Source organism: Halomonas sp. THAF5a, assembly GCF_009363755.1.
GTDB lineage: Bacteria > Pseudomonadota > Gammaproteobacteria > Pseudomonadales > Halomonadaceae > Halomonas.
The window spans coordinates 1,571,033-1,591,766 of record NZ_CP045417.1 but is presented as its reverse complement, the minus strand read 5'-3'; the positions used below and the strand labels follow the sequence as shown (position 1 = coordinate 1,591,766).

Below are 20,734 nucleotides of genomic sequence, written 5' to 3'. Positions count from 1 at the left end.
CGCTCGACGCGGGGCCTATAGCGCCGTGATGCTGGCCGGCGCCAGGGGCTCTCGCTCCCGGTGCAGGCTCAGTGCGCGTCCCTCGAGGGCGGTCAGCAGGATCTGCAACGGATCGCCGTGGCTGACCAGCAGGATCGTCTCGCCCTCGTGGCGCGCCTCCAGCGCGTCGATCACCGCACGCATGCGCGCCGCCACCTCGGCCACGGCCTCGACGCCGCCCTGGCGGTGGGTCGAGTCCTGGGCGTCGAGGGCCCAGACCTCGGCATAGCGCGCGTCGCTCTGCCCCTCGAGTGCGCCGAAATGGCGCTCCCGCAGGCGCGGCTCGGCGGCAAGCGACAGGCCGAAATGCTCCGCGACGCGCCCGGCGGTCTCGGCGGTGCGCAGGAAGTCCGAGTGAAGGATGCGCTGGGGCCTGGCCCAGCGCCAGTCGGCGAGCAGGGTGTCGAGCTGCGCACGCCCCCGGGGAGAGAGGCCGAACCCCGTCAGGCCGAGCGACGGCGAGCTGATGATCCGCCCCTCCTGGTTGGCCTGGCTGTGCCCGTGGCGCATCAGCAGGTAGCGGTTGTGCCGGGCGCCCTCGGCGGAGGGGAAAGTGTTTGACATGATTTCGTAACAAACCCTAGATTGAGGGAGGTTATTCGGAATCAATCATCGGCGGCACGCCATGTCGATATCCGAACATGCAACACACCATATGCCCGAGAACAATCCTCAAAACAATAATCGTGAGGCACGCCATGATCTACCCTTCCGCTCGACCCGGAACCCGCTCGCTCGTCCCCCTCGCCCTCTCCACGCTGTTGCCGCTGGCCCTGCTGGCGAGCCAGGCCCAGGCGCAGGAGGAATGCGAGCGCGGCGCCCTGGCCGAGATCTACTGCGACGAGAACGGCGACATGGTCGCCGACCGGCCGTCGGACGAGTCCGAGTGGGCCAACCCCGACACCCTGATCTTCGCCTACACGCCGGTCGAGGATCCGGCCATCTACTCCGACATCTGGCAGCCGTTCATCGCGCACCTCGAGGAGGTGACCGACCGCGACGTGCGCTTCTTCGCCGTGCAGTCCAACTCGGCCCAGGTCGAGGCCATGCGCAGCGGTCGCCTGCATATCGCCGGCTTCTCCACCGGCCCGACGCCCTTCGCCGTCAACCTGGCGGGCGCGGTGCCCTTCGCGCTGATGGGCTCCGACGACGGGCGCTTCGGCTACACCCTGCAGCTCTACACCCACGTCGATTCGGGCATCGACGAGATGGAGGACCTCAAGGGCAAGCGCGTCGCCCACACCTCGCCGACTTCCAACTCCGGCAACCAGGCGCCGCGAGCGCTGTTCCCCGAGATGGGGATCGTGCCCGACGAGGACTACGAGGTGGTCTACTCCGGCAGCCATGACCAGTCCATGCTCGGCGTGGTGGCCCAGGACTACGACGCCGCCCCGGTGGCCTCCGAGGTGGTCGATCGCATGGCCGCCCGCGGCCTCTACGACCCGGCGGACGTCAAGATCATCTACGAGTCGGACAGCTTCCCGACCACCTCCTACAACTACGCCCACAACCTGCACCCCGACCTGGTCGAGAAGATCGAGGAGGCCTTCTTCAGCTTCGAGTTCGCGGGCACAGAGCTCGGCGAGGAGTTCGAGGGCGTCGAGAAGTTCGTCCCCATCAACTACCAGGACAACTGGAAGGTGATCCGCACCATCCAGAGTGCCAACGGCGTCGAGTATACCCCCGACAACCTCCAGTAACCCTCGCGAGTCAGCGGCGCCGGCCTTCCCGGAGGGCCGGCGCCGTCGTCTTGATGATCCTTTCTCGACGGACCCCTCATGCTAGAGATATCGAACCTGATCAAGCGCTACGGCCGCGACGAGCCGGTCCTCAAGGGGCTCGACCTGACCGTGGAAGGCAACAGTGTGGTCTCCATCGTGGGCGCCTCCGGCGCCGGCAAGAGCACCATGCTGCGCTGTATCAACCGCCTGGTGGAGCCGACCTCGGGCTCGATCAAGCTCAACGGCACCGAGCTCGTCACGCTGCGCCACGGCGAGCTGCGCCGCGCCAGGCGCAAGATCGGCATGGTCTTCCAGGGCTTCAACCTGATCGACCGGCTCACCGTGATGGAGAACGTGCTGGCCGGGCGGCTCGGCTACGTCAACCTGTTCCAGGCCATCACCCGCCGCTACCCGGCCGCGGACATCGAGCGCGCCTTCGTGCTGATGGAACGCGTGGGCATCGCCCACTACGCCAACAAGCGCGCCGACGAGCTCTCCGGCGGCGAGCGCCAGCGCGTGGGCGTGGTGCGGGCGCTGATGCAGGAGCCCGAGGTGCTGCTCGCCGACGAGCCCACGGCCTCGCTCGACCCGCGCACCTCCGAGCAGATCATGGTGCTGCTGCAGAGCCTGGCGAGCGAGCTCTCGCTACCGGTGCTGATCAACATCCACAACGTGGCCCAGGCCCGGACCTACACCGACCGCATCGTCGGGCTGCGCCACGGCACCATGATCTTCGACGGCGCTCCCGCGAACTTCGACAAGGCGGCCCTGGATGCCATCTACGGCGGCATCGAGGCACCGGAGGACGAACTCGCCCCGCCCCCTGCACAGGAGGTGCGCGATGGCCAGTCCTGACCGCGAGGCATTCACCAACCCGCGTACCTGGAAAAAGCCGCCCTTCATCGCCAACCCGCTGGTGCGCTACGGCCTGCTGGTGGTGCTGGCCGCCTACCTGGTATGGGCCTTCGGCAGCCTGCCCTTCAACTGGGAGCGCATCAGCGAGGGGCTACCCCGGGCGGCGCGCATCTTCGGCGGCGGCTTCCCGCCTAGCCTGTCGCGCGTCGACCTGCTGCTGACCGGCTTCACCGAGAGCCTGCAGATCGCCATCCTGGCGACCCTGCTCGGCGTGCTGCTCTCGGTGCCCTTCGCGGTGATGGCGGCCCGCAACGTCGCCCCGCTGCCGGTCTACCTGCTGGGCCGCGCGGTGATCATCGTCTCGCGCAGCTTCCACCCGGTGATCGTCGCCATCCTGTTCGTCGCGGCGGTGGGCTTCGGCCCGCTGGCCGGGATCCTGACGCTGACCCTCTACTCCATCGGCTTCGTGGGCAAGCTGCTCGCCGAGGAGATCGAGGAGATCGACTGGGGGCAGGTGGAGGCGATGCGCTCCACCGGGGCCGGCTACCTGGCAACGCTCTTCTACGCCGTCTTCCCGCAGATCCTGCCCCGCCAGGTGGGCCTCTCCATGTATCAGCTCGACAGCAACCTGCGAGCCTCCGCGGTGGTCGGCATCGTCGGCGCCGGGGGCATCGGCAGCACCCTGATGAACGCCTTCGGGCGCTACGACTATGACTTCGCCTTCGCCATCCTGCTGGTGATCATCGCGGTGATCCTGGCCAGCGAAGGCGTCAGCGGCTGGGTAAGGAAGAAGATATGGTAGACGACGCCGACCTCTTGGCCGATCGCGTCTGGCGACGGCACAACCCCAAGGAGCAGCTGATCCGCTTCGGCGTGATGCTGGTGACCCTGATGGTGGTGGTCTGGGCCGTCAGCGACATCGACATCTTCTGGCCCTGGGTGTGGGACGCGCCCAACCAGATCTCGAGCCTCGGAGCGCGCATGTGGCCGCCGGACCCGACGCGGCTCGGCGAGATCGTCGATGCGATGATCGAGACGGTGCACATCGCCACCCTGGCGACGATGCTGACGATCTTCATCGCCCTGCCGGTCTCCTACATCGCCGCCCAGAACACCACGCCGAACCGCGCCTGCCTGTGGCTGGGGCGCTTCATCCTGGTCTCCAGCCGCTCGGTGAACACCATCATCTGGGCGCTGCTGTTCGTGGCGATCTTCGGCCCCGGGGTGCTGGCGGGGATACTCGCCATCATGTTCCGCTCGGTGGGCTTCATCGGCAAGCTGATGGGCGAGGCGATCGAGGAGATCGACCGGCGGCCGGTGGAGGCCATGGAGGCCACCGGCGCCTCCAAGGCCAAGGTGATCGCCTACGCGGTGGTGCCCCAGGTGATGCCGGCGTTCTTCGCCATCGTCATCCTGCGCTGGGACATCAATATCCGCGAGTCGACGGTGCTGGGGCTGGTGGGCGCCGGCGGCATCGGGGTGATCCTGCAGGGCTCAATCGACACCTTCGCCTGGCCCACCGTGGCGACCATCCTGATCGCCATCATCGCCCTGGTGCTGGTCGGCGAGGCGGTGACCGGCCTCTTGCGCCGCAAGGTGCTCTAGCCGCGGGGGAGGCACGGCCGTTATCGTGGGGATGGGCGTCTCTCGGCGCCCGCCCCTTCGATAGGGAACTCATAGGCGCTGCTTCGAGCGCTCACAGGGAGCCCACATAGGGAGAACAGTTCGTGCTCTCCATCCTGCTGACGGTTATCGCCGCCCTGCTGCTGGCGACCACCCTGCTGCCCCGACTGCCGCTGACCTGGTGGCCCGTACGCAGCTGCGAGTTCCCGCGACTGCAGCTCGCCGCGCTGGCGGCCCTGGTCGCGGGCCTGGCGCCGCTGACCGCCCCACCCTGGTCGTGGGTCAGCCTCGCCCTGGGCCTCGCCGCGCTCGGCCTGCAGGCGACTCGCATCCTGCCCTGGACGCCGTTCTGGCCCCGCCAGGTCAAGCGTGCCGAGCCCGGTCAGGAAGCGCGCTGCCTGACGCTGCTGATCGCCAACGTGCTGACGCCCAACCGCCACGCCGAGACGCTGGTCGACCTGATCCACACGCACCGCCCCGACCTGGTGCTGACCCTGGAATCCGATGGCTGGTGGCAGGCGCAGCTCGATGCCGCCCTGGCCAGCGCGTGGCCCCATGCGGTACGGGTGCCGCTGGACAACCTCTACGGCATGCACCTCTATTCGCGCCTGCCGCTGATCGACCCCGAGGTCAAGTGGTTGATCCAGGATGACATTCCCTCGATCCATACCGGCGTCAAGCTGCCCAGCGGCGATGTGATCCGCCTGCGCGCCCTGCATCCGCGCCCGCCGGCCCCCGGCGAGGGCGAGGAGTCGCTGTGGCGCGATGCGGAGCTCTTGTTGGTGGGCAAGGCGATTCACGCGCATCCCGAGCCCACCCTGGTGGCCGGCGACCTCAACGATGTGGCCTGGTCACGCACCACGCGGCTCTTCTGCCGGGTCAGCGGCATGCTGGACCCGCGCCGGGGACGCGGCATGTTCAGCACCTTCCATGCCGACTATCCGCTGCTGCGCTGGCCGCTGGACCATGTCTTCACGACCGAGCATTTCACCCTCAAGGCCATGCGCCGCCTGCCCCACATCGGCTCCGACCACTTCCCGATGCTGGCGACCCTCTGCTATCGCCCCACACGCGCCGACGAACACGAGACGCCCGAGGCCGACGGGGAGGAGCACCGCGATGCCCGGACCACCATCGAGGAGGGCCGGGCACGCGATCAGCAGGAGTGAGCGTTATTCCGGCACCCCGCCCCGGGTCAGGGCGGCGGGGTCGAGCAGCCTCTCGAGCTCGCCGCGCGACAGCTCGGTCTGCTCCTCGGCCACCTCGATGATCGGCCGACCCGCCTGGTAGGCCTGCTTGGCGATCGCCGCCGCGGCGTCGTAGCCGATCACCGAATTGAGCGCCGTGACCAGGATGGGATTGCGCGACAGCGGCCCCTCGAGATGATCGTGGCGCACCTTGAAGGTGGCGATGGCCCGGTCGGCCAGCAGCCGGCTGGTGTTGGTCATCAGGGTGATGGAGGTCAGCAGGTTGCTGGCCACCAGCGGCAGCATGACGTTGAGCTGGAAGTTGCCGCTCTGGCCCGCCACCGTGATCGCCGTGTCGAGACCGATCACCTGGGCGGCCGCCTGGGCGGCGGACTCGGGAATCACCGGGTTGACCTTGCCCGGCATGATCGAGCTGCCGGGCTGAAGGGCCTCGAGCTCGATCTCGCCGAGCCCGGCCAGGGGGCCGGAGTTCATCCAGCGCAGGTCGTTGGCGATCTTCATGATCACGCAGGCCAGCCCCTTGAGCTGCCCGGAAAGCTCCACCGCGGCGTCCTGGGAGGCGAGGCTCGCGAAGAAGCTGTCGTTGGGCGAGAACGAGAGCCCCGTCTGCTCGCTGAGGTCCCGGGCCATGCGCTCGGCGAACTCCGGGTGGGCGTTGATGCCGGTGCCCACCGCCGTGCCCCCCTGGGCGAGGCGACAGAGCCGGACCAGGGCGCTGTCGAGCCGCTCGATGGCCTGGCCCACCTGGCTCGACCAGCCCCCCAGCTCCTGGCTCATGCGCAGCGGCATGGCATCCATCAGGTGCGTGCGCCCGGTCTTGACGACGTCGTCGAGCTCGGCGGCCCGGGTATCGAGGGTCGCGCGCAGGTGCTCGAGGGCCGGACGCAGCTCCGTGGTCACGGCCAGCGCCGCCGAGAGGTGGATCGCGGTCGGGATCACGTCGTTGCTCGACTGCCCCATGTTGACGTGATCATTGGCGCCGACGTTCACCCCGTCGCGGCTGGCGCGCCGGGCGATCACCTCGTTGACGTTCATGTTGCTCGAGGTCCCCGAGCCGGTCTGGAAGACGTCCACCGGAAACTGGTCGTCGAGATGCCCGGCGAGCACCGCCTCGGCGGCGGCGACGATCTCCCGGGCGCGGGCGTCGTCCAGCAGCCCAAGCTCCCGGTTGACCCGCGCCGCCGCCAGCTTGATGCGGGCGATGGCATGGATGAAGGCCGTCGGCATGGGCTGGCCGGAAACGGGAAAGTTATCGACCGCCCGCTGGGTCTGGGCCCCGTAGAGGGCCTCTTTGGGCACCGCCAGCTCGCCCATGCTGTCCCGCTCGATACGATGGTCGCTCATGCTTCCCTCCTGCTCTGTCGTGGGTGCGGGCCGGTGCGGTCCGTCATCGTGTCTCTCTACCACCATGGTGGCGGCCTCGGCGGGGTGCAAGGCCCCGCCTCCCCGCAGGCTTGACCGGCGGGACGCGGCCGCCCCCCCCTCGCCGTGCGCACAAACCGATGTTCCGCATGTTGCAGTGCACAAAGCTCTCTGCTATTGTGCATTGCAACAGAGGTGGTACTCACCCGCAGTACTGACCCAGCGAGAAGGCATCGGCACCCCGCCACGGCCTTCGAAACGATCCGAAATCCCTGGGAGGGAATCACGATGCAAAACTTCGACACCAAGCAGATCACCGAGCAGTTCGAATCCCTGTTCTTCGGCCCGGCCCGCGCCTACGCCGCGCTCTCCGTGGACTACACCGAGAAGCTGGTCAACGCCCAGCTCGACGCCGGCAAGGCCTACACCGACACCGGCCTGGCCCAGCTGCGCAGCCTGATGAACGTCAAGGACGCCGAGGGCCTGAAGTCCTACATGGAAGGCCAGCAGAAGGTCGCCAAGGACCTGACCGAGCGCTTCAAGGGCGACGCCGAGAAGGTCGTCTCCCTGCAGCAGGACTTCGTCCAGCAGAGCCAGAAGCTGACCGAAGAGAGCGTCAAGCAGGCCACCGACACGGCCACCAAGGCCGCCAAGTGAGCCTGATGGCAGCCAACCTGCCGACACCGGCCTGACCCGCCCAGCGGGTCAACCGACACGGGCCGCCGATCGATGATCGGCGGCCCGTTTGCGTTATGCTCTCCGCTTAGGCCATCCCCTTCACCACTGCCGGAGAGCGACCATGAAACGCGCCATCCCCCTCGCCCTGCTGGGGCTGACCCTGGCCGGGTGCCAGATCATCGAGCCGCGCTTTCCCGGCGGGCAGAGCGAGCGCGTCGAGGTGATCGAGCGCGGCGGGCAGGCGCCCGGCGAGACCGAGCGTGCCGAGCGTCCCGCCAGCGACGGACGCGTCGCCCGCCGGGTGCCCTTCCCCGCCGACGAGTACGCCGCGCTCGACAAGCGCGGCAGCGCCGCGATCGTCGGTCGCCTGACGATAGGCGGACGGCCGATCGCCGACCGCCCGGTGGCGGTGGCGCCGGTGACCACCTACTCCGCCGAGGCCGCGGAACAGGCCCTGGCCGGACGCGCCGTGGAGCCCGCCGATCCCCGGGCGAGGGCCTACACCCACACCGCCCGCACCGACGCCGACGGCCGCTTCCGGCTCGATGGCCTGCCGGCCGGGGAGTTCTACGTGTCGAGCAGCGCCCGGGATCCCGCCAGCGGCGAGCCCCGGGTGATCATCCAGCAGGTCAGCCTGGGCAACGGGCAGACGCGACGGCTCGAGCTGAGCCGCTAGTCGCGGCGGCCTACCAGCCCAGCGCCTGCTTGACGAAGGGAATGGTCAGCTTGCGCTGGGCGGAGAGCGAGGCGCGATCCAGGGTCTCCAGGGTCGCGAAGAACGCGTCCAGGCGACGCGGCCCGCGGTGCAGGATGTAACGCGCCACCTCGTCGGGCAGCTGCATGCCGCGCCCCTTGGCGCGCAGCTGCAGCGCCGCCAGGCGGCCGGGGTCGTCGAGCCCCTGCAGGTGGAAGGTCATGCCCCAGGTGAGGCGCGAGGCCAGGTCGGGCAGCTCCACCGGCAGCTGCCGCGGCGGCGCCTCGGCGGCGATCACCAGCCGCTTGCCGGCGTCGCGCAGGCGGTTGAAGGCGTGGAAGAGCGCCTCCTCCCAGCGCTTGCGCCCGACGACCCGCTCGAGGTCGTCGATGGCCACCAGGTCCAGCCGCTCGATCTCCTCGAGCATCAGCGGCGGGAAGTGGCCGAGCTCCGCCAGCGGCAGATAGAGCGCCCGGCCGTCGCGGTCGGAGGCGGCATGGCAGGCGGCCTGCAGCAGATGGCTGCGGCCGGTGCCCGCGGCGCCCCACACATAAAGGAAGGGCTCGCCGTCATCGTCGAGCTGGTGCACCAGCCGGTCGACCAGGGTCGCGTTGGGCCCGGGGTGAAAGTTGGCGAAGGTGGCGTCGTCGCGAAGCCCCACGCCCAGTGGCAACTGCGCGGGTGCTCGACTCATGGCGACTCCTCGTCGTGGGTGCGTGAACGACCGGCATCATACAAGGTACTGTTTTTATAGTGATCGTGGAGATAACGCAACACCACCATCAGCATCGCGGCCACCGGCAGCGCCAGCAGCACCCCGGTGAAACCGAACAGCTGCCCCCCCGCCAGCACGGCGAAGATCACCGCCACCGGGTGCAGGCCGATCTTGTCGCCGAGTAGCTTGGGCTGCAGCACCACGCTCTCGACCAGCTGGCCGAAGCCGAACACCGCGCCAACGCCGAGCAGGATCAGGAAATCGCCGAACTGGAAGAAGGCCACCACCCCGGCCACCGAGATGCCGACGATCACGCCGAGATAGGGCACGATGCTGGCCAGCCCCGCGAGCAGCCCGATCAGCAGGCCGAAACGCACGCCGAGCAGTGTCAGCCCCACGGCATAGATCACCCCCAGGCAGAGCATGACGATCAGCTGGCCGCGCAGGAAGGCGGAGAGCACCTCGTCGCACTCGCCGGCCAGGCGGACCGCCGCGGGCTCCCAGCGGCGCGGCAGCGAGGCCCGTACCTTGCCGACCAGGATGTCCCAGTCGAGCAGCAGGTAGAAGGTCACCACCGGGATCAGCGCCAGGTTGGCGATCCAGGCCGCCACCGCCAGCCCCGAGCGAGAGACCTGAGCCAGCAGGCTGGCGGCGAAGGTGCCGGTCTCCTTCCAGTTGTCGACGAAGGCCGTGCGCATCTGGTCGATGTCGGTGGAGAGGTCCAGGCCGGTCAGCGCCTGCACCCGCGGCACCACGCTCTGCTGCACCCAGTTGAGGACCGCGGGCAGCGAATCGATGACCTGGCCGAGCTGCCGACCGAAGATCGGCACCACCACCAGCAGCACGAGCACGATGATCAGGCTCAGCAGCAGGAACACCAGCGACACCGCCAGGCGCCGGGAGAGCCCCCTGTCTTCCAGTCGATCGGTCAGCGGATCGCCCAGGTAGGCCAGGATCATGCTGACGAAGAACGGCATCAGCACCGGCTCGATGCTGATCAGGAACCACAGCGCCAGCGCCGTGCACGCCGCCACTACCCACCACTGTCTGCGCATCGCCTCCTCCCTGTCTCGGCGCGGCCGTCAGGCTGCCAGCCGCGCGCCGTGATGCTACAATCCCTTCCCCGAACCCGACCGTCGCGCCTCGCCCTGCGACAGGCCCCGCGACCGCCATTCTCATACAGGAAGCGTCATGACCGATTCCACCAACCGCCCGACCGGGACCTCGCTCAGCTACAAGGACGCCGGCGTCGACATCGATGCCGGCAATGCCCTGGTCGACCGCATCAAGGGCGTCGCCAAACGCACCACCCGCCCCGAGGTCATGGGCGGGCTGGGCGGTTTCGGCGCCCTGTGCGAGCTGCCCAAGGGCTACCAGGAGCCGGTGCTGGTCTCCGGCACCGACGGCGTCGGCACCAAGCTGCGCCTGGCCATGGACATCGGCCGCCATGACACCATCGGCATCGACCTGGTGGCGATGTGCGTCAACGACCTGGTCGTGGCCGGCGCGGAGCCGCTGCTCTTCCTCGACTACTATGCCACGGGCAAGCTCGACGTGGATATCGCCGCCGACGTGGTGACCGGCATCGGCGAGGGCTGCGAGCAGGCGGGCTGCGCTCTGGTGGGCGGCGAGACCGCCGAGATGCCCGGCATGTACGAGGGCAGCGACTACGACCTCGCCGGCTTCTGCGTGGGCGTGGTGGAGAAGTCCGAGATCCTCGACGGCAGCCAGGTCGGCGAAGGCGACGTGCTGCTGGGCCTGGCCTCCTCCGGCCCCCACTCCAACGGCTACTCGCTGATCCGCAAGATCCTCGAGGTCTCCGGCGCGGCCCTGGACACCGCCGTCGACGGCAAGCCCCTGGGCGAGGCGCTGCTCGCGCCCACCAAGATCTACGTCAAGCCGCTGCTGTCGCTGCTCAAGGAGACCGACGTCCCGGTGCACGCGCTGTCGCACATCACCGGTGGCGGCCTGACCGAGAACATCCCCCGCGTGCTGCCCGAGAGCCTGGGCGCGCGCATCGATGTGGCGAGCTGGACCCGCCCGGCGATCTTCGACTGGCTCAAGGAGCAGGGCAACGTCGACGAGCACGAGATGCACCGGGTGCTCAACTGCGGCATCGGCATGGTGATCGTGGTGCCGGCGGAGAAGGCCGACCAGGCTCGCGCCCACCTGCAGGCCCAGGGCGAGACCGTCCACCGCATCGGGGTGATCACCGCCCGGGGCGAGGGTGACGAGCCGGTCCAGCTGGAGAACCTCGAGGCATGAGCGGGACCGACTACCCCAGCGACACCCTGAACGCCTTCACCCCCGAGCCCAGCGAGGCGCGGCGGGTGGTGGTGCTGATCTCCGGCAGCGGCAGCAACCTCCAGGCGCTGATCGACGCCCAGGCGCACGACGAGCTGGGCGGCGAGATCGTCGCGGTGATCTCCAACCAGCCGGACGCCTACGGCCTGAAGCGCGCCCGGGACGCCGGCATCGATGCCGTCGCCCTGCCCCATCGCGAGTACGACAGCCGTGAGGCCTACGACGGCGCGCTGATCAAGGTGATCGAGCGCCACGAGCCCGACCTGATCGTGCTGGCCGGCTTCATGCGCATCCTCACGCCGCGCTTCGTCAACCGCTTCCTGGGCCGGATGCTCAATATCCACCCCTCGCTGCTGCCCGCCTACACCGGGCTGCACACCCATGCCCGGGCCCTGGCCGACGGCGTCACCGAGCACGGATGCAGCATCCACTTCGTCACCGAGGAGCTCGACGGCGGCCCGGTGGCCCTGCAGGCCGTCGTGTCCGTAGCCCCGGACGAGACCGAGGAGAGTCTGCAGGCCAAGGTCCAGGCCAGGGAGCACCTGATCTACCCGATCGCGGTGCGCTGGTTCCTCGAGGGGCGCCTGCAGCTCAAGAGCGAGGCGGCGGCCATGGACGGCGTCGCGCTGCCGCCCACCGGCATGCGCCTCTCCCACGCCGACGCCGCCGAGGAGCTCGACGAGGACGTCGAGAAGTAGATTCTTCCTCGAGTCTGCTAGACACGAGACAGCCCCGCCGGCATCCGGCGGGGCTGTCTTGTTTACGAGGGTTTATCGCAAACTCAAGAAAGCCGGCGATTTGCGCAGCGAGCGATGGCAGGCTGGGCGCCGCCGGAGCGCAGGAACCGGAGTGTAGCCTGCTACATGAGGATTCCGAGCACCGCCGGCGTCCAGGATGGCAAGCGCAGCAGCAAATCGGCGCTTTCTCAGGTGCGCGGCAGGGTCACGCCCCTCTGCCCCATGTACTTGCCGCCGCGGTCCTTGTAGGAGGTCTCGCAGACCTCGTCGGACTCCAGGAACAGCATCTGCGCCACGCCCTCGTTGGCATAGATGCGCGCCGGCAGGTTGGTGGTGTTGGAGAACTCCAGGGTCACGTGCCCCTCCCACTCCGGCTCCAGCGGCGTCACGTTGACGATGATGCCGCAGCGCGCGTAGGTGGACTTGCCCAGGCAGATGGTCAGCACGCTGCGCGGGATGCGGAAGTACTCCACGGTGCGCGCCAGAGCGAAGGAGTTGGGGGGGATCACGCAGACGTCGCCCTTGATGTCGACGAAGCTCTTCTCGTCGAAGCCCTTGGGGTCCACCACCGCCGAGTGGATGTTGGTGAAGACCTTGAACTCGTCGGCACAGCGCACATCGTAGCCATAGCTGGACGTCCCGTAGGAGATCACTCGCCGCTCGTTCACGTAGCGCACCTGGTCGGCCTCGAAGGGCTCGATCATGCCTTCCTGCTCGGCCATGCGGCGGATCCACTTGTCGGATTTGATGCTCATCGACACGTCCTGAAGCTGTCTGGTGGAAAAAGCGCCGTGGGAAACCACGGCGCCAGAAAAACCGGGGCCACATCATAGCGGCCCCGGGCGGGAAGGTCACGGGAGTAGCCCTCTCTCCCATGGCGTTTCCCGATACCTCCAAGCTTCAAGACCAGCCGGCGACAAGCCGTCAAGGAGGCGCTGTGAACCCGTCCCTGGGCGCTTCCGACGCCATCCATGGCGTAGGACCTCCTTTTTGGCTTGTCCCCGGCGTCCTGCGCTATCCATAACCTGAGTAGCCCCGCATGTCACTCGCCGAAGGAGATCTCCGGTCCGTCGGGCGCCTGACCCTCGACCTGTTCGGCCACCTGGCGGGACATGCCGCGGAAGGTGGCGGTCACCTCGCTCTCCGGCTCGGCCACCACGGTGGGGCGGCCGCCATCGACCTGCTCACGGATCGCCAGGCTCAGCGGCAGCCGGCCGAGCACGCGCGTCTCGTACTCATCGGCGATGCGCTCCCCGCCGCCCGCGCCGAAGATCGGCTCGCTGTGGCCGCATTGGGAGCAGGTGTGCAGGCTCATGTTCTCCACCACGCCGAGCACCGGCACGTTGACCTTGCGGAACATCTCGATGCCCTTGCGCGCGTCGAGCAGGGCGATGTCCTGGGGCGTGGTCACGATCACCGCGCCGTCCACCGGCACCTTCTGGGCCAGGGTCAGCTGGATGTCGCCGGTGCCCGGCGGCATGTCGATGAACAGGTAGTCCAGGTCGTCCCAGGCCGTCTGGGTGAGCATCTGCTGGAAGGCCCCGGCCACCATCGGCCCACGCCACACCATGGGCTCGCGGACATCGGCCAGGAAGGCCATGGACATGGCCTGGATGCCGTGGGCCTCGAGCGGCCGGAAGCGGTTCTCGCCCGCGGACTGGGGACGCACGCCCTCGCCCACCCCGAGCATCTGGGCCTGGCTGGGCCCGTAGATATCGGCATCCAGGACGCCGACTCGATAGCCCTCGGCGGCCATGGCCAGCGCCAGGTTGACGGTGACGGTGGACTTGCCCACGCCTCCCTTGCCGGATGCCACGGCGACGATATGCTTGACCCCTTCGATCACGGATCGCTCCTTCTGCAGTTGGGGGTTGCCACGCAAGCGGCATGAGCGGCCAGTATACCCGCCGGGTCGCCCCGCCATGCAATGCCCGGCCGCCGATGATGGGCGTCCTCGCCCCTCGCCGCTGCCCATCAGCCCCCACAACGAAAACGGCGAGCCAAAGGCTCGCCGTTGGACGGGACAGGACATGGCGTCCCGACGGTCAGTCGCTGCTGGCCTCCTCGGCCGTCGGCGCCGCCGCGGACGCCTCGTCGGCCTCGGCACCCGCCGGCTGAACGCCCTGCTCCAGCTCCTCCAGCTCGCTGCGCCAGGTCTCGAGCTGTCCGTCCAGGCGCTCGAGCTTGGATTGACGCTCGGCCACCTGGGCGTCGAGCTCGGCCACTTCCTCGCGGCCGACCTTGATCCCGACCTCGAGATCCTTGAAGGTCTCGCGGGCCTGCTCGACGCTCGAGCGGGCCTCGTCCAGCTCGCCCCGGGTCGCCTCGAGGGCCTCGGCGGCCTCGCTGCGGCTCGTCTCGAGCTCGGCGATCTCCTGCTCGAGGGCGTCGCGCTCCTGCTCGAGGCTCGACAGCGCCTCGTCGACCTCCGCCTGGCGCTGCTCGGACGCGGCGATCTGCTGCTGGAGCTCATCGAGTCGCGCCAGGGCCTCGTCACGGGCGGTGACCGCCTCGCTGCGCTCCTGCTCGGCCTGCTGGCGGGCCTCTTCGGCTTCCTGGCGGGCCTGCTCGGCGGCCTGACGCGCCTCCTCGGCCTCCTGGCGAGAGGCCTGGGCCTCGTCGCGGGCCTCGACGGCCTCGCGACGCGCCGCTTCGGTGGACGCCAGCTCCTCCTTGGCGGTGGCCAGCGCCGCCTGACGCTCCTCCAGGTCGGCCTCGGCGGATGTCACGGAGGCCTGCGCCACCTCGAGGTCGGTCTGGGCCTCCTCGATCTCGGTGCGCACGCCCTCCAGCTCGGCCTCGGCGGCCTGGCGCTCCTGATCCAGCTCGGCACGGCGTGCCTCGAGCTCATCGATATTACCGGCCTCGCTCTGCAGCGTCTCGACGCGCTCGGTCAGCGACGAGTTCTCGGCCTGCACGGTATCGAGTTGCTCGCGCGTCGACTCCAGGGCCTCGTTGCTGGAGCTGGCGCTCGACTGGGCGATCAGCGCCCAGATCAACGCCACCACCGCCACGGCCGTGAGGCCCTTGACGCGATTGTCCTTGAACAGCTCACTCATCGACGTGTCCGCCATCGGCGAGTCCCCCTGCATGGTTGGGTGTCGGTCACCGGCCGGGATTGGCCGGCCATCGTGGTCTCGTCTTCCAGCATACACGTCCGGCGAGGGGTCGCCACCCGTCCCCTCCCCCTCAGGGCTCGACCTTGCCACGCAGGGCCTTGTGCCGGCCGCGCTTCTTCTTGCTGTCCAGGCGGCGCTGCTTGGCGACCTTGCTGGGGCGGGTGGCGACGCGCTTCTTCGGGGCGTACATCACGCTCTTGATCAGCGCCTTGAGCCGCGCCAGGGCCTCGCTGCGATTGCGCTCCTGGGTGCGGTGGTTCTGTGCCTTGATGATCACCACACCGTCGCGGGTGATGCGCTGGTCGCCCAGCGCCAGCAGCTTCTCCTTGAAGCCCTCGGGCAGGCTGGAGGCGCGGATATCGAAGCGCAGGTGGATCGCCGTGGCGACCTTGTTGACGTTCTGGCCACCGGCGCCCTGGGCGCGCACCGCCTGCATCTCGATCTCGTGGTCGGGAAGGGTCACCTGTCGAGAGAGTTCCAGCATGCTGTCTGCCTGTGCCTGGGTGAATGGGAGGTCGGGGAACTGGGCGGCGGCGCCATCGACGCCGGACGTGAGGGGCGATCACCTGGCCAGCCAGATCCGGTGCTTCGCGCCCTTGCCGGGGCGGTGGGCACGCACGGTGACCTCCTCGACCCGCAGGCCGAGCCGGCGCAGCCGCTCGGTGAAGGCCGGATCCGGCCCCGCCGACCAGATCGCCAGCACCCCGTCGGGGCGAAGCGCCCGCCGGGCCGCGGCGAGCCCCTGGGGGGAGTAGAGCCAGTCGTTCTCACGGCGCGTCAGCCCCTCGGGCCCGTTGTCCACGTCGAGCATGATGGCGTCGAAGCCGCCGGGCTCGGCGCGCAGCAGCTCGCCCACGTCGCCCAGGCTGACCCGGGCCCGGGGATCGTCGAGGGGGCGACCGGCGGCCGCCCCGAGCGGGCCGCGATTCCACTCCACGACGCCGGGCACGAGCTCGGCGACGACGACCTCGGCATCCTCACCGAGCGCCGCCAGGGCGGCGGCCAGGGTAAACCCCATGCCGAGACCGCCGACCAGCACGCGCGCCCCAGGGCGATCGGCGATACCCCGGCAGGCGAGCTCCCCCAGGGCGTCCTCTGAGCCGTGCAGACGCGTGTTCATCAGGTCGCCGGGCGCGCCGACGATGCGGATGGAGAACTCGTCGTGGCGCTGGAGCAGGCGCAGCTGGGTGCCCTGGCCGGGAATGCTGGCGATGCCGATCTCTTCGAATTTGGCCATGCTGTCTCGCTGTCACGGGAATGGCTCGGCCGCCGGAACGGCGCCGAAAGCGCGCATTATGCGCGGGCCGCCGACGACTTGCCACGCCGTCGGCCCGGGGCGCTCCGCGCCGGCGTCACTCCTGCTTGTGCGCCAGCGCCATCAGGTAGAGCGCCAGCGCCAGCGCCAGCACCGAGAGCGCGAGATAGATGGCATCCAGCGGGGTGTCGAAGCTGATGCCGACCACGGCGCGGAAGAACTCGATGATCACGGCGAGGATCACCACCCGGGCGATCTTGTCCTTGAGCTGGTCGAGGGAGCCGACGTCGAAGGGATGATGGGTGCCGCGTTGCTCGGCGGGCTCGATGCGCGAGACGAAGAGCTTGTAGACCCCCAGCGCGAAGATCATCAGCACCAGGGCGATCAGATAGATGTCCACGGCCACGATGATGTCGGTGACCACGGTCTTGTGAATGTCGTCGCCGCCGCCGAGGTAGTGCCGCCAGGTATCGACGAGGACCGAGAGCACGTCCAGGCTGGCGATGACGAACAGCGCCAGCGCCCCCAGCAGCGCGGGGATCACGGCCATCAGCACCATCAGGCGCGAGTGCCACAGGAAGGCCTCGAAGCGTCGCTCGAGCTGGCCGCGACGCCTCGCGGGACGGGGATCGGGGCGGTGTGACGATTCCATGACGTGTGTCTCCTCGATGACGGGGGCGGCCGAGGCGACCGCCGCCGAACAGTTGACCCGGGCGAGCAGGATACGCCTATGATGACCCAGGCATACTGGCACGGCAGCCCCGATGACGTCTCCCCGCGAAGCCCCTCGACAGTCGTTCCTCGCCCTGCTGCCGCTGACGCTGGCGTTCCTGTGGCGGGTGCTGTGCGCCTTCCTGCGCAACCGCGGCATCCTGCTGGCCGGCGGGGTCGGCTATAACATCCTGCTCTCGATCGTGCCGCTGTTCGCGCTGATGGTCGTGCTGCTGGCCGGCGTGGTGGACCAGCAGCACCTGCTCGAGGTCCTCTCGATCCAGGCGCGCCACTTGGCCCCCGCCCACGCGGAGGTGCTGCTCGACGCCGTGCGCACCCTGCTCGACTCCCGCGACGTGATCGGCATCCTGGGCTTCCCGGTGCTGCTGCTGTTCAGCTCCTTCGCCTTTCGCATGCTCGAGGATGCCCTGGCGATCATCTTCCACGCCCCCGACACCCACCACCCCCATCGCCACGTCCTGGTCTCGGTGGCACTGCCCTACGCCTTCATGCTGGTGCTCGGGGCGGGCCTGCTCGCCCTGACCCTGCTGGTCAGCCTCGCCAGCTCGATGAATGCGCTCTGGCTGACGCTGTTCGAACGTGACCTGCCGCTGGCCGGGCTCTCCGAGCCGATGCTCAACCTGACCAGCTTCCTTGGCGTCTTCCTGCTGTTCAGCGCCATCTACAAGGTGCTGCCGGTGGTGAGGATCGCTCTTCGCCGGGCGGTGGTGGGCGGCTTCGTCGCCGCCCTGCTGTGGGAGGGCGTGCGCTTTCTGCTGGTCTTCTACTTCGCCAACCTCTCGCTGGTCAACGCGGTCTACGGCTCCCTGGCGACCCTGGTCGTGGTGCTGCTGAGCCTGGAGGTGGGGGCCATCATCCTGCTGCTCGGGGCCCAGGTGATCGCCGAACTGGAGCGCAACGCCCGCCTCGGCCTCGCCTGGTACATCGATCCGCGCCGCCAGGCGGTGACCCACGTCGACTGACGCCCTCGCCGGCGTGGGCAGCAACCGAGACGACTCGACGAGCACCCGGCTCAGAAGGTGGAGAGCCCGGTGGCCTCCATGATCCGATAGCGCCACCGCTGCCAGGCCGAGGCGTCATCATGGGCCGCGAAGGGCTCGCTGGTGATCCGCTGCGGGGTCGAATGCCAGCGACGCGAAAAGAAGGCCGCCGCGTCGTGCAGGGCCGGGGTCTCGGCGGGCCCCACCAGACGCACGCTGGTCTCCAGGTTCAGGTCATCGAGGTTGCGCCGCGTGAAGTTGGCCGAGCCCAGGATCAGCTCGGCCTCGCCCTCCGCCGCGGCGGGTCGACGCAGCAGCAGCTTGCTGTGGCACTGCTCGCCCTCGGTGGCGCACCAGCGCACCGGCACCCCGGCGGCATGTAGCTCCCGCGCCACCGGGCGATTGGGGATGCCGCCCTTCTCGATCCCGAAGGCATCGCGATTGGGGTCGAGCAGGACCCGCAGCGCCACGCCGCGCCGCTGGGCCGCCACCAGGGCCTCGATCAGCGCCCGGTGCGACAGGTAGAAGACGGCGATATCCAGCCGGTCGCCCGGCTCACTGGCCTCGATGGCCGCCAGCAACGCCGCGCGGATACCGCCCTCGGTGAGCACCTGCAGCCTCGCCCCCTCGACCGGGGCCGGCGGGGCGGCCAGTGCCACGGGCCCCGGCAGGCGCACCCCCGACCAGCTCGCCACGGGACGCTCCGAGGCCAGCAGGTCCAGCGCGGCCGCCCCCTCGAAGCGCAGCGCCACGTTGCCGTGCCGACTGCTGGCATCGTGGGGATTGGCCGAGGTGACCAGCCCCGCCCAGTCATCGCCCCGATCGACGACCAGGGTCTTGCGATGGTTGGCGTTGAAGTTGAGCAGGGTCAGGTAGCTGCGCAGCGACACCTGCCCCGGGCCCAGGGGATTGGGCAGCCAGCCAGCCTGGTGATGATTCCCGAGCCAGCGCGGCCCCAGGTGCCAGGCCCCCGACCAGAGCGGGTTGGAGGCGCGCAGTCGCGTCAGATCCGTCACCACCACCCGGATGCCGGCCGCGCGCAACCGCTCGAGGTGTGCCGGCTCGAGGCCGCCGTAGAGGGTATTGAGCGGGTCGGTGATGACCACGGCCTCGAGCCTCGGACGCTCGGCCTTGCGCTCGATCAGGGCCTGGGTGAGCTCCGCCGACAGCGGCCGGAAGTCCTGGCCATCGGCGGCGCCGGCGAAGTCGTTGAACAGGAACATGTCCAGCACCACCAGGCGCTCGGCCTGACCGATCAGCGCCATGACCTCGTCGAAGATCCGGCGTCGGGCATGTCGCTCGCCGGACGGGGAATACCAGGTCTCGTCGGCGAGAAAACGCACCCCCTCCGCGGAGCGCGCCGGAAAGGCCTGACCCAGCCCCTCCGGCAGCGGCTTGTAGCGCTGCCAGGCACCCATGACCAGCCAGGCCACCAGCAGCGCCGTCACGAGCCAGGGCCACATGCGGCGCCTCCCTCTCCCTAGGTCTGTCACTGCGTCTCCCCCTCGCGGTTTCCCGGGCGCCGTCCTCCCGCCTGGCACCCTCACCCGCCCTGCCGACAACGGGAGGACGGTCCGCCAGCATAGCGAGCGGCCGCCGATAACGCACGACGCCCGGCCAGGGCCGGGCGCAGCAGAGGGCGAGAGGCGCTGTTCAGCCCTGGCGGTATCGCCGGCGACGTCGCACCAGGCGCGCCAGGGGCACCAGGGCGGCGAGCCCCAGGGCACTGATCGCCAGTACCGCCAGCATCGCCGGGCTGCCGGTGTGGGCATGGACGTCGGGGGCGCCATGGCCCGAGTGGGCCAGGGCCAGCGGGGACGCGAGCAGGCTCGCGGAAAGGGCGACAAGGGGGCGGGAAATGCGCAAGATCATGGACGGGTCTCCAGGGAGTGGCGGGTCAGTGGCAAGTGAATGGGGGTCAGGCGCGGGCAGCGTCCTGCCCGCTCGGTGCCGCGACGCTGGAGCGCCGCTCGGGCAGCATGCCGCGGTCGAGGATGAAGGCGATGATCTCCTCCAGGCCGATGCCGTCGTAGAGGTTGGCGAAGACGAAGGGGCGCTCACCGCGCATCGTGCGCGAGTCGCGCTCCATGACCGCCAGGGAGGCGTGAACCTGTTCGGCGATATCGATCTTGTTGATGATCAACAGATCCGACTTGGTGATACCGGGCCCGCCCTTGCGCGGGATCTTGTCGCCGGCGGAGACGTCGATGACGTAGAGGGTCAGATCGGAAAGCTCCGGGCTGAAGGTGGCCGACAGGTTGTCGCCCCCTGACTCCACCAGCACCAGCTCGAGGCCCGGATGGCGCGCCTGCAGCTCGTCGATGGCCGCGAGGTTCATGGAGGCGTCCTCGCGGATCGCCGTGTGCGGGCAGCCGCCGGTCTCCACGCCCAGGATCCGGTCCGCCGGCAGCGCCTCGTGCTTGAGCAGGAAATCGGCATCCTCGCGGGTGTAGATGTCGTTGGTCACCACGGCGATGTCGTAGTGGTCGCGCAGCGCGCGGCAGAGCTGCTTGAGCAGGGCCGTCTTGCCGGAGCCTACCGGGCCGCCGACGCCAATACGCAGGCAATGGGTCATGTCGTTTTTCCTCTTGCACTCTTTAGTCGTTATCTTGTCGGCACGGGCGGCTCACTGGACTCACCACGCCACACGCCCGAAACCCTGGCATCCCGGCCGGACTCCCGCGGTCGGAAAGACAGCACCTCCCTGTGCCG

Annotated in this window: 23 protein-coding genes; 10 read left to right on the top strand and 13 right to left on the bottom strand. The window is 69.2% G+C overall.

Annotated elements, in window-relative coordinates; all coding sequences use genetic code 11:
* Positions 1-15: 15 nt before the first annotated feature.
* Entirely contained in the window at positions 16-603 is a 588-nt protein-coding gene (locus FIU83_RS07200) for a histidine phosphatase family protein (protein WP_152483424.1), read from the bottom strand.
* 134 nt (positions 604-737) lie between these two features.
* Here FIU83_RS07200 and phnD point away from each other — a divergent pair, with 134 nt between their 5' ends.
* The 5 genes from phnD to FIU83_RS07175 all read left to right on the top strand — a co-directional run bounded on the left by phnD (position 738) and on the right by FIU83_RS07175 (position 5,407).
* Complete coding sequence (phnD, locus tag FIU83_RS07195) at positions 738-1,739, top strand: phosphate/phosphite/phosphonate ABC transporter substrate-binding protein (RefSeq protein ID WP_152483423.1); 1,002 nt, start codon at positions 738-740, stop codon at positions 1,737-1,739.
* A gap of 78 nt (positions 1,740-1,817) precedes the next feature.
* Positions 1,818-2,615 carry a phosphonate ABC transporter ATP-binding protein gene (gene phnC / locus FIU83_RS07190; protein ID WP_152483422.1) on the top strand — a complete coding sequence of 266 codons (798 nt, stop codon included), beginning with the start codon at positions 1,818-1,820 and terminating at the stop codon, positions 2,613-2,615.
* A complete protein-coding gene (gene phnE / locus FIU83_RS07185; RefSeq protein WP_152483421.1) occupies positions 2,602-3,417 on the top strand; it encodes a phosphonate ABC transporter, permease protein PhnE in 816 nt (271 codons plus the stop codon). The genes phnC and phnE (FIU83_RS07185) overlap by 14 nt, the downstream gene beginning before the upstream one ends.
* The gene (gene phnE, locus FIU83_RS07180; protein WP_152483420.1) at positions 3,411-4,220 is read left to right on the top strand and encodes a phosphonate ABC transporter, permease protein PhnE; all 810 of its coding nucleotides are present in this window, start codon (positions 3,411-3,413) and stop codon (positions 4,218-4,220) included. The genes phnE (FIU83_RS07185) and phnE (FIU83_RS07180) overlap by 7 nt, the downstream gene beginning before the upstream one ends.
* A gap of 122 nt (positions 4,221-4,342) precedes the next feature.
* Positions 4,343-5,407 (top strand): endonuclease/exonuclease/phosphatase family protein, encoded by a 1,065-nt coding sequence (locus tag FIU83_RS07175; RefSeq protein ID WP_152483419.1) that lies wholly within the window; start codon positions 4,343-4,345, stop codon positions 5,405-5,407.
* Between the two features lie 3 nt (positions 5,408-5,410).
* Here FIU83_RS07175 and FIU83_RS07170 read toward each other — a convergent pair whose 3' ends face one another.
* On the bottom strand, positions 5,411-6,790 hold the full coding sequence (locus tag FIU83_RS07170; RefSeq protein WP_152483418.1) for a lyase family protein: 1,380 nt from the start codon (positions 6,788-6,790) through the stop codon (positions 5,411-5,413).
* Positions 6,791-7,096: 306 nt separating this feature from the next.
* Here FIU83_RS07170 and FIU83_RS07165 point away from each other — a divergent pair, with 306 nt between their 5' ends.
* Both FIU83_RS07165 and FIU83_RS07160 read left to right on the top strand, forming a co-directional pair.
* Positions 7,097-7,465, top strand: coding sequence for a phasin family protein (locus tag FIU83_RS07165; RefSeq protein WP_152483417.1), 369 nt, complete (start codon positions 7,097-7,099; stop codon positions 7,463-7,465).
* A 142-nt stretch (positions 7,466-7,607) separates the two neighbouring features.
* Positions 7,608-8,162 carry a carboxypeptidase-like regulatory domain-containing protein gene (locus tag FIU83_RS07160; RefSeq protein ID WP_152483416.1) on the top strand — a complete coding sequence of 185 codons (555 nt, stop codon included), beginning with the start codon at positions 7,608-7,610 and terminating at the stop codon, positions 8,160-8,162.
* A gap of 10 nt (positions 8,163-8,172) precedes the next feature.
* On the opposite strand, the gene hda is transcribed toward FIU83_RS07160, so the two are convergent.
* Both hda and FIU83_RS07150 read right to left on the bottom strand, forming a co-directional pair.
* Complete coding sequence (hda, locus tag FIU83_RS07155) at positions 8,173-8,874, bottom strand: DnaA regulatory inactivator Hda (protein ID WP_152483415.1); 702 nt, start codon at positions 8,872-8,874, stop codon at positions 8,173-8,175.
* Positions 8,871-9,950 (bottom strand): AI-2E family transporter, encoded by a 1,080-nt coding sequence (locus FIU83_RS07150; RefSeq protein ID WP_152483414.1) that lies wholly within the window; start codon positions 9,948-9,950, stop codon positions 8,871-8,873. The genes hda and FIU83_RS07150 overlap by 4 nt, the downstream gene beginning before the upstream one ends.
* A gap of 136 nt (positions 9,951-10,086) precedes the next feature.
* On the opposite strand from FIU83_RS07150, the gene purM reads away from it, so the two are divergent.
* The gene (gene purM / locus FIU83_RS07145; RefSeq protein ID WP_152483413.1) at positions 10,087-11,160 is read left to right on the top strand and encodes a phosphoribosylformylglycinamidine cyclo-ligase; all 1,074 of its coding nucleotides are present in this window, start codon (positions 10,087-10,089) and stop codon (positions 11,158-11,160) included.
* Positions 11,157-11,897, top strand: a complete 741-nt coding sequence (gene purN / locus FIU83_RS07140; protein WP_152483412.1) for a phosphoribosylglycinamide formyltransferase — start codon at positions 11,157-11,159, stop codon at positions 11,895-11,897. The genes purM and purN overlap by 4 nt, the downstream gene beginning before the upstream one ends.
* Before the next feature lie 227 nt (positions 11,898-12,124).
* Here purN and dcd read toward each other — a convergent pair whose 3' ends face one another.
* The 6 genes from dcd to FIU83_RS07110 form a co-directional block, all read right to left on the bottom strand.
* Entirely contained in the window at positions 12,125-12,691 is a 567-nt protein-coding gene (dcd, locus tag FIU83_RS07135; RefSeq protein ID WP_108444517.1) for a dCTP deaminase, read from the bottom strand.
* Positions 12,692-12,978: 287 nt separating this feature from the next.
* Positions 12,979-13,782, bottom strand: a complete 804-nt coding sequence (gene apbC / locus FIU83_RS07130; RefSeq protein ID WP_152483411.1) for an iron-sulfur cluster carrier protein ApbC — start codon at positions 13,780-13,782, stop codon at positions 12,979-12,981.
* A gap of 199 nt (positions 13,783-13,981) precedes the next feature.
* Complete coding sequence (locus tag FIU83_RS07125) at positions 13,982-14,995, bottom strand: hypothetical protein (protein ID WP_152483410.1); 1,014 nt, start codon at positions 14,993-14,995, stop codon at positions 13,982-13,984.
* Between the two features lie 130 nt (positions 14,996-15,125).
* Positions 15,126-15,539: an alternative ribosome rescue aminoacyl-tRNA hydrolase ArfB gene (gene arfB, locus FIU83_RS07120; RefSeq protein WP_152483409.1), complete on the bottom strand. Its 414-nt coding sequence runs from the start codon at positions 15,537-15,539 to the stop codon at positions 15,126-15,128.
* A gap of 78 nt (positions 15,540-15,617) precedes the next feature.
* Complete coding sequence (locus FIU83_RS07115; RefSeq protein ID WP_152483408.1) at positions 15,618-16,292, bottom strand: hypothetical protein; 675 nt, start codon at positions 16,290-16,292, stop codon at positions 15,618-15,620.
* Between the two features lie 115 nt (positions 16,293-16,407).
* Positions 16,408-16,962, bottom strand: a complete 555-nt coding sequence (locus FIU83_RS07110) for a YqhA family protein (protein WP_152483407.1) — start codon at positions 16,960-16,962, stop codon at positions 16,408-16,410.
* Between the two features lie 112 nt (positions 16,963-17,074).
* On the opposite strand from FIU83_RS07110, the gene FIU83_RS07105 reads away from it, so the two are divergent.
* Positions 17,075-18,004 carry a YihY/virulence factor BrkB family protein gene (locus FIU83_RS07105; RefSeq protein ID WP_152483406.1) on the top strand — a complete coding sequence of 310 codons (930 nt, stop codon included), beginning with the start codon at positions 17,075-17,077 and terminating at the stop codon, positions 18,002-18,004.
* Between the two features lie 50 nt (positions 18,005-18,054).
* On the opposite strand, the gene FIU83_RS07100 is transcribed toward FIU83_RS07105, so the two are convergent.
* The 3 genes from FIU83_RS07100 to ureG form a co-directional block, all read right to left on the bottom strand.
* Complete coding sequence (locus FIU83_RS07100; RefSeq protein ID WP_152483405.1) at positions 18,055-19,485, bottom strand: phospholipase D family protein; 1,431 nt, start codon at positions 19,483-19,485, stop codon at positions 18,055-18,057.
* A 190-nt stretch (positions 19,486-19,675) separates the two neighbouring features.
* Positions 19,676-19,894, bottom strand: coding sequence for a hypothetical protein (locus tag FIU83_RS07095; protein ID WP_152483404.1), 219 nt, complete (start codon positions 19,892-19,894; stop codon positions 19,676-19,678).
* A 46-nt stretch (positions 19,895-19,940) separates the two neighbouring features.
* Positions 19,941-20,597, bottom strand: a complete 657-nt coding sequence (ureG, locus tag FIU83_RS07090; RefSeq protein ID WP_152483403.1) for an urease accessory protein UreG — start codon at positions 20,595-20,597, stop codon at positions 19,941-19,943.
* Positions 20,598-20,734: the final 137 nt, after the last annotated feature.

Excerpts from the sequence above, each read along its gene's own strand:
- FIU83_RS07200 (WP_152483424.1), bottom strand. The coding sequence starts at position 603 with ATGTCAAACACTTTCCCCTCCGCCGAGGGCGCCCGGCACAACCGCTAC.
- phnD (WP_152483423.1), top strand. The coding sequence starts at position 738 with ATGATCTACCCTTCCGCTCGACCCGGAACCCGCTCGCTCGTCCCCCTC.
- phnC (WP_152483422.1), top strand. The coding sequence starts at position 1,818 with ATGCTAGAGATATCGAACCTGATCAAGCGCTACGGCCGCGACGAGCCG.
- phnE (WP_152483421.1), top strand. The coding sequence starts at position 2,602 with ATGGCCAGTCCTGACCGCGAGGCATTCACCAACCCGCGTACCTGGAAA.
- phnE (WP_152483420.1), top strand. The coding sequence starts at position 3,411 with ATGGTAGACGACGCCGACCTCTTGGCCGATCGCGTCTGGCGACGGCAC.
- FIU83_RS07170 (WP_152483418.1), bottom strand. The coding sequence starts at position 6,790 with ATGAGCGACCATCGTATCGAGCGGGACAGCATGGGCGAGCTGGCGGTG.
- FIU83_RS07165 (WP_152483417.1), top strand. The coding sequence starts at position 7,097 with ATGCAAAACTTCGACACCAAGCAGATCACCGAGCAGTTCGAATCCCTG.
- FIU83_RS07160 (WP_152483416.1), top strand. The coding sequence starts at position 7,608 with ATGAAACGCGCCATCCCCCTCGCCCTGCTGGGGCTGACCCTGGCCGGG.
- hda (WP_152483415.1), bottom strand. The coding sequence starts at position 8,874 with ATGAGTCGAGCACCCGCGCAGTTGCCACTGGGCGTGGGGCTTCGCGAC.
- FIU83_RS07150 (WP_152483414.1), bottom strand. The coding sequence starts at position 9,950 with ATGCGCAGACAGTGGTGGGTAGTGGCGGCGTGCACGGCGCTGGCGCTG.
- purM (WP_152483413.1), top strand. The coding sequence starts at position 10,087 with ATGACCGATTCCACCAACCGCCCGACCGGGACCTCGCTCAGCTACAAG.
- purN (WP_152483412.1), top strand. The coding sequence starts at position 11,157 with ATGAGCGGGACCGACTACCCCAGCGACACCCTGAACGCCTTCACCCCC.
- dcd (WP_108444517.1), bottom strand. The coding sequence starts at position 12,691 with ATGAGCATCAAATCCGACAAGTGGATCCGCCGCATGGCCGAGCAGGAA.
- FIU83_RS07125 (WP_152483410.1), bottom strand. The coding sequence starts at position 14,995 with ATGAGTGAGCTGTTCAAGGACAATCGCGTCAAGGGCCTCACGGCCGTG.
- arfB (WP_152483409.1), bottom strand. The coding sequence starts at position 15,539 with ATGCTGGAACTCTCTCGACAGGTGACCCTTCCCGACCACGAGATCGAG.
- FIU83_RS07115 (WP_152483408.1), bottom strand. The coding sequence starts at position 16,292 with ATGGCCAAATTCGAAGAGATCGGCATCGCCAGCATTCCCGGCCAGGGC.
- FIU83_RS07110 (WP_152483407.1), bottom strand. The coding sequence starts at position 16,962 with ATGGAATCGTCACACCGCCCCGATCCCCGTCCCGCGAGGCGTCGCGGC.
- FIU83_RS07105 (WP_152483406.1), top strand. The coding sequence starts at position 17,075 with ATGACGTCTCCCCGCGAAGCCCCTCGACAGTCGTTCCTCGCCCTGCTG.
- FIU83_RS07100 (WP_152483405.1), bottom strand. The coding sequence starts at position 19,485 with ATGTGGCCCTGGCTCGTGACGGCGCTGCTGGTGGCCTGGCTGGTCATG.
- FIU83_RS07095 (WP_152483404.1), bottom strand. The coding sequence starts at position 19,894 with ATGATCTTGCGCATTTCCCGCCCCCTTGTCGCCCTTTCCGCGAGCCTG.
- ureG (WP_152483403.1), bottom strand. The coding sequence starts at position 20,597 with ATGACCCATTGCCTGCGTATTGGCGTCGGCGGCCCGGTAGGCTCCGGC.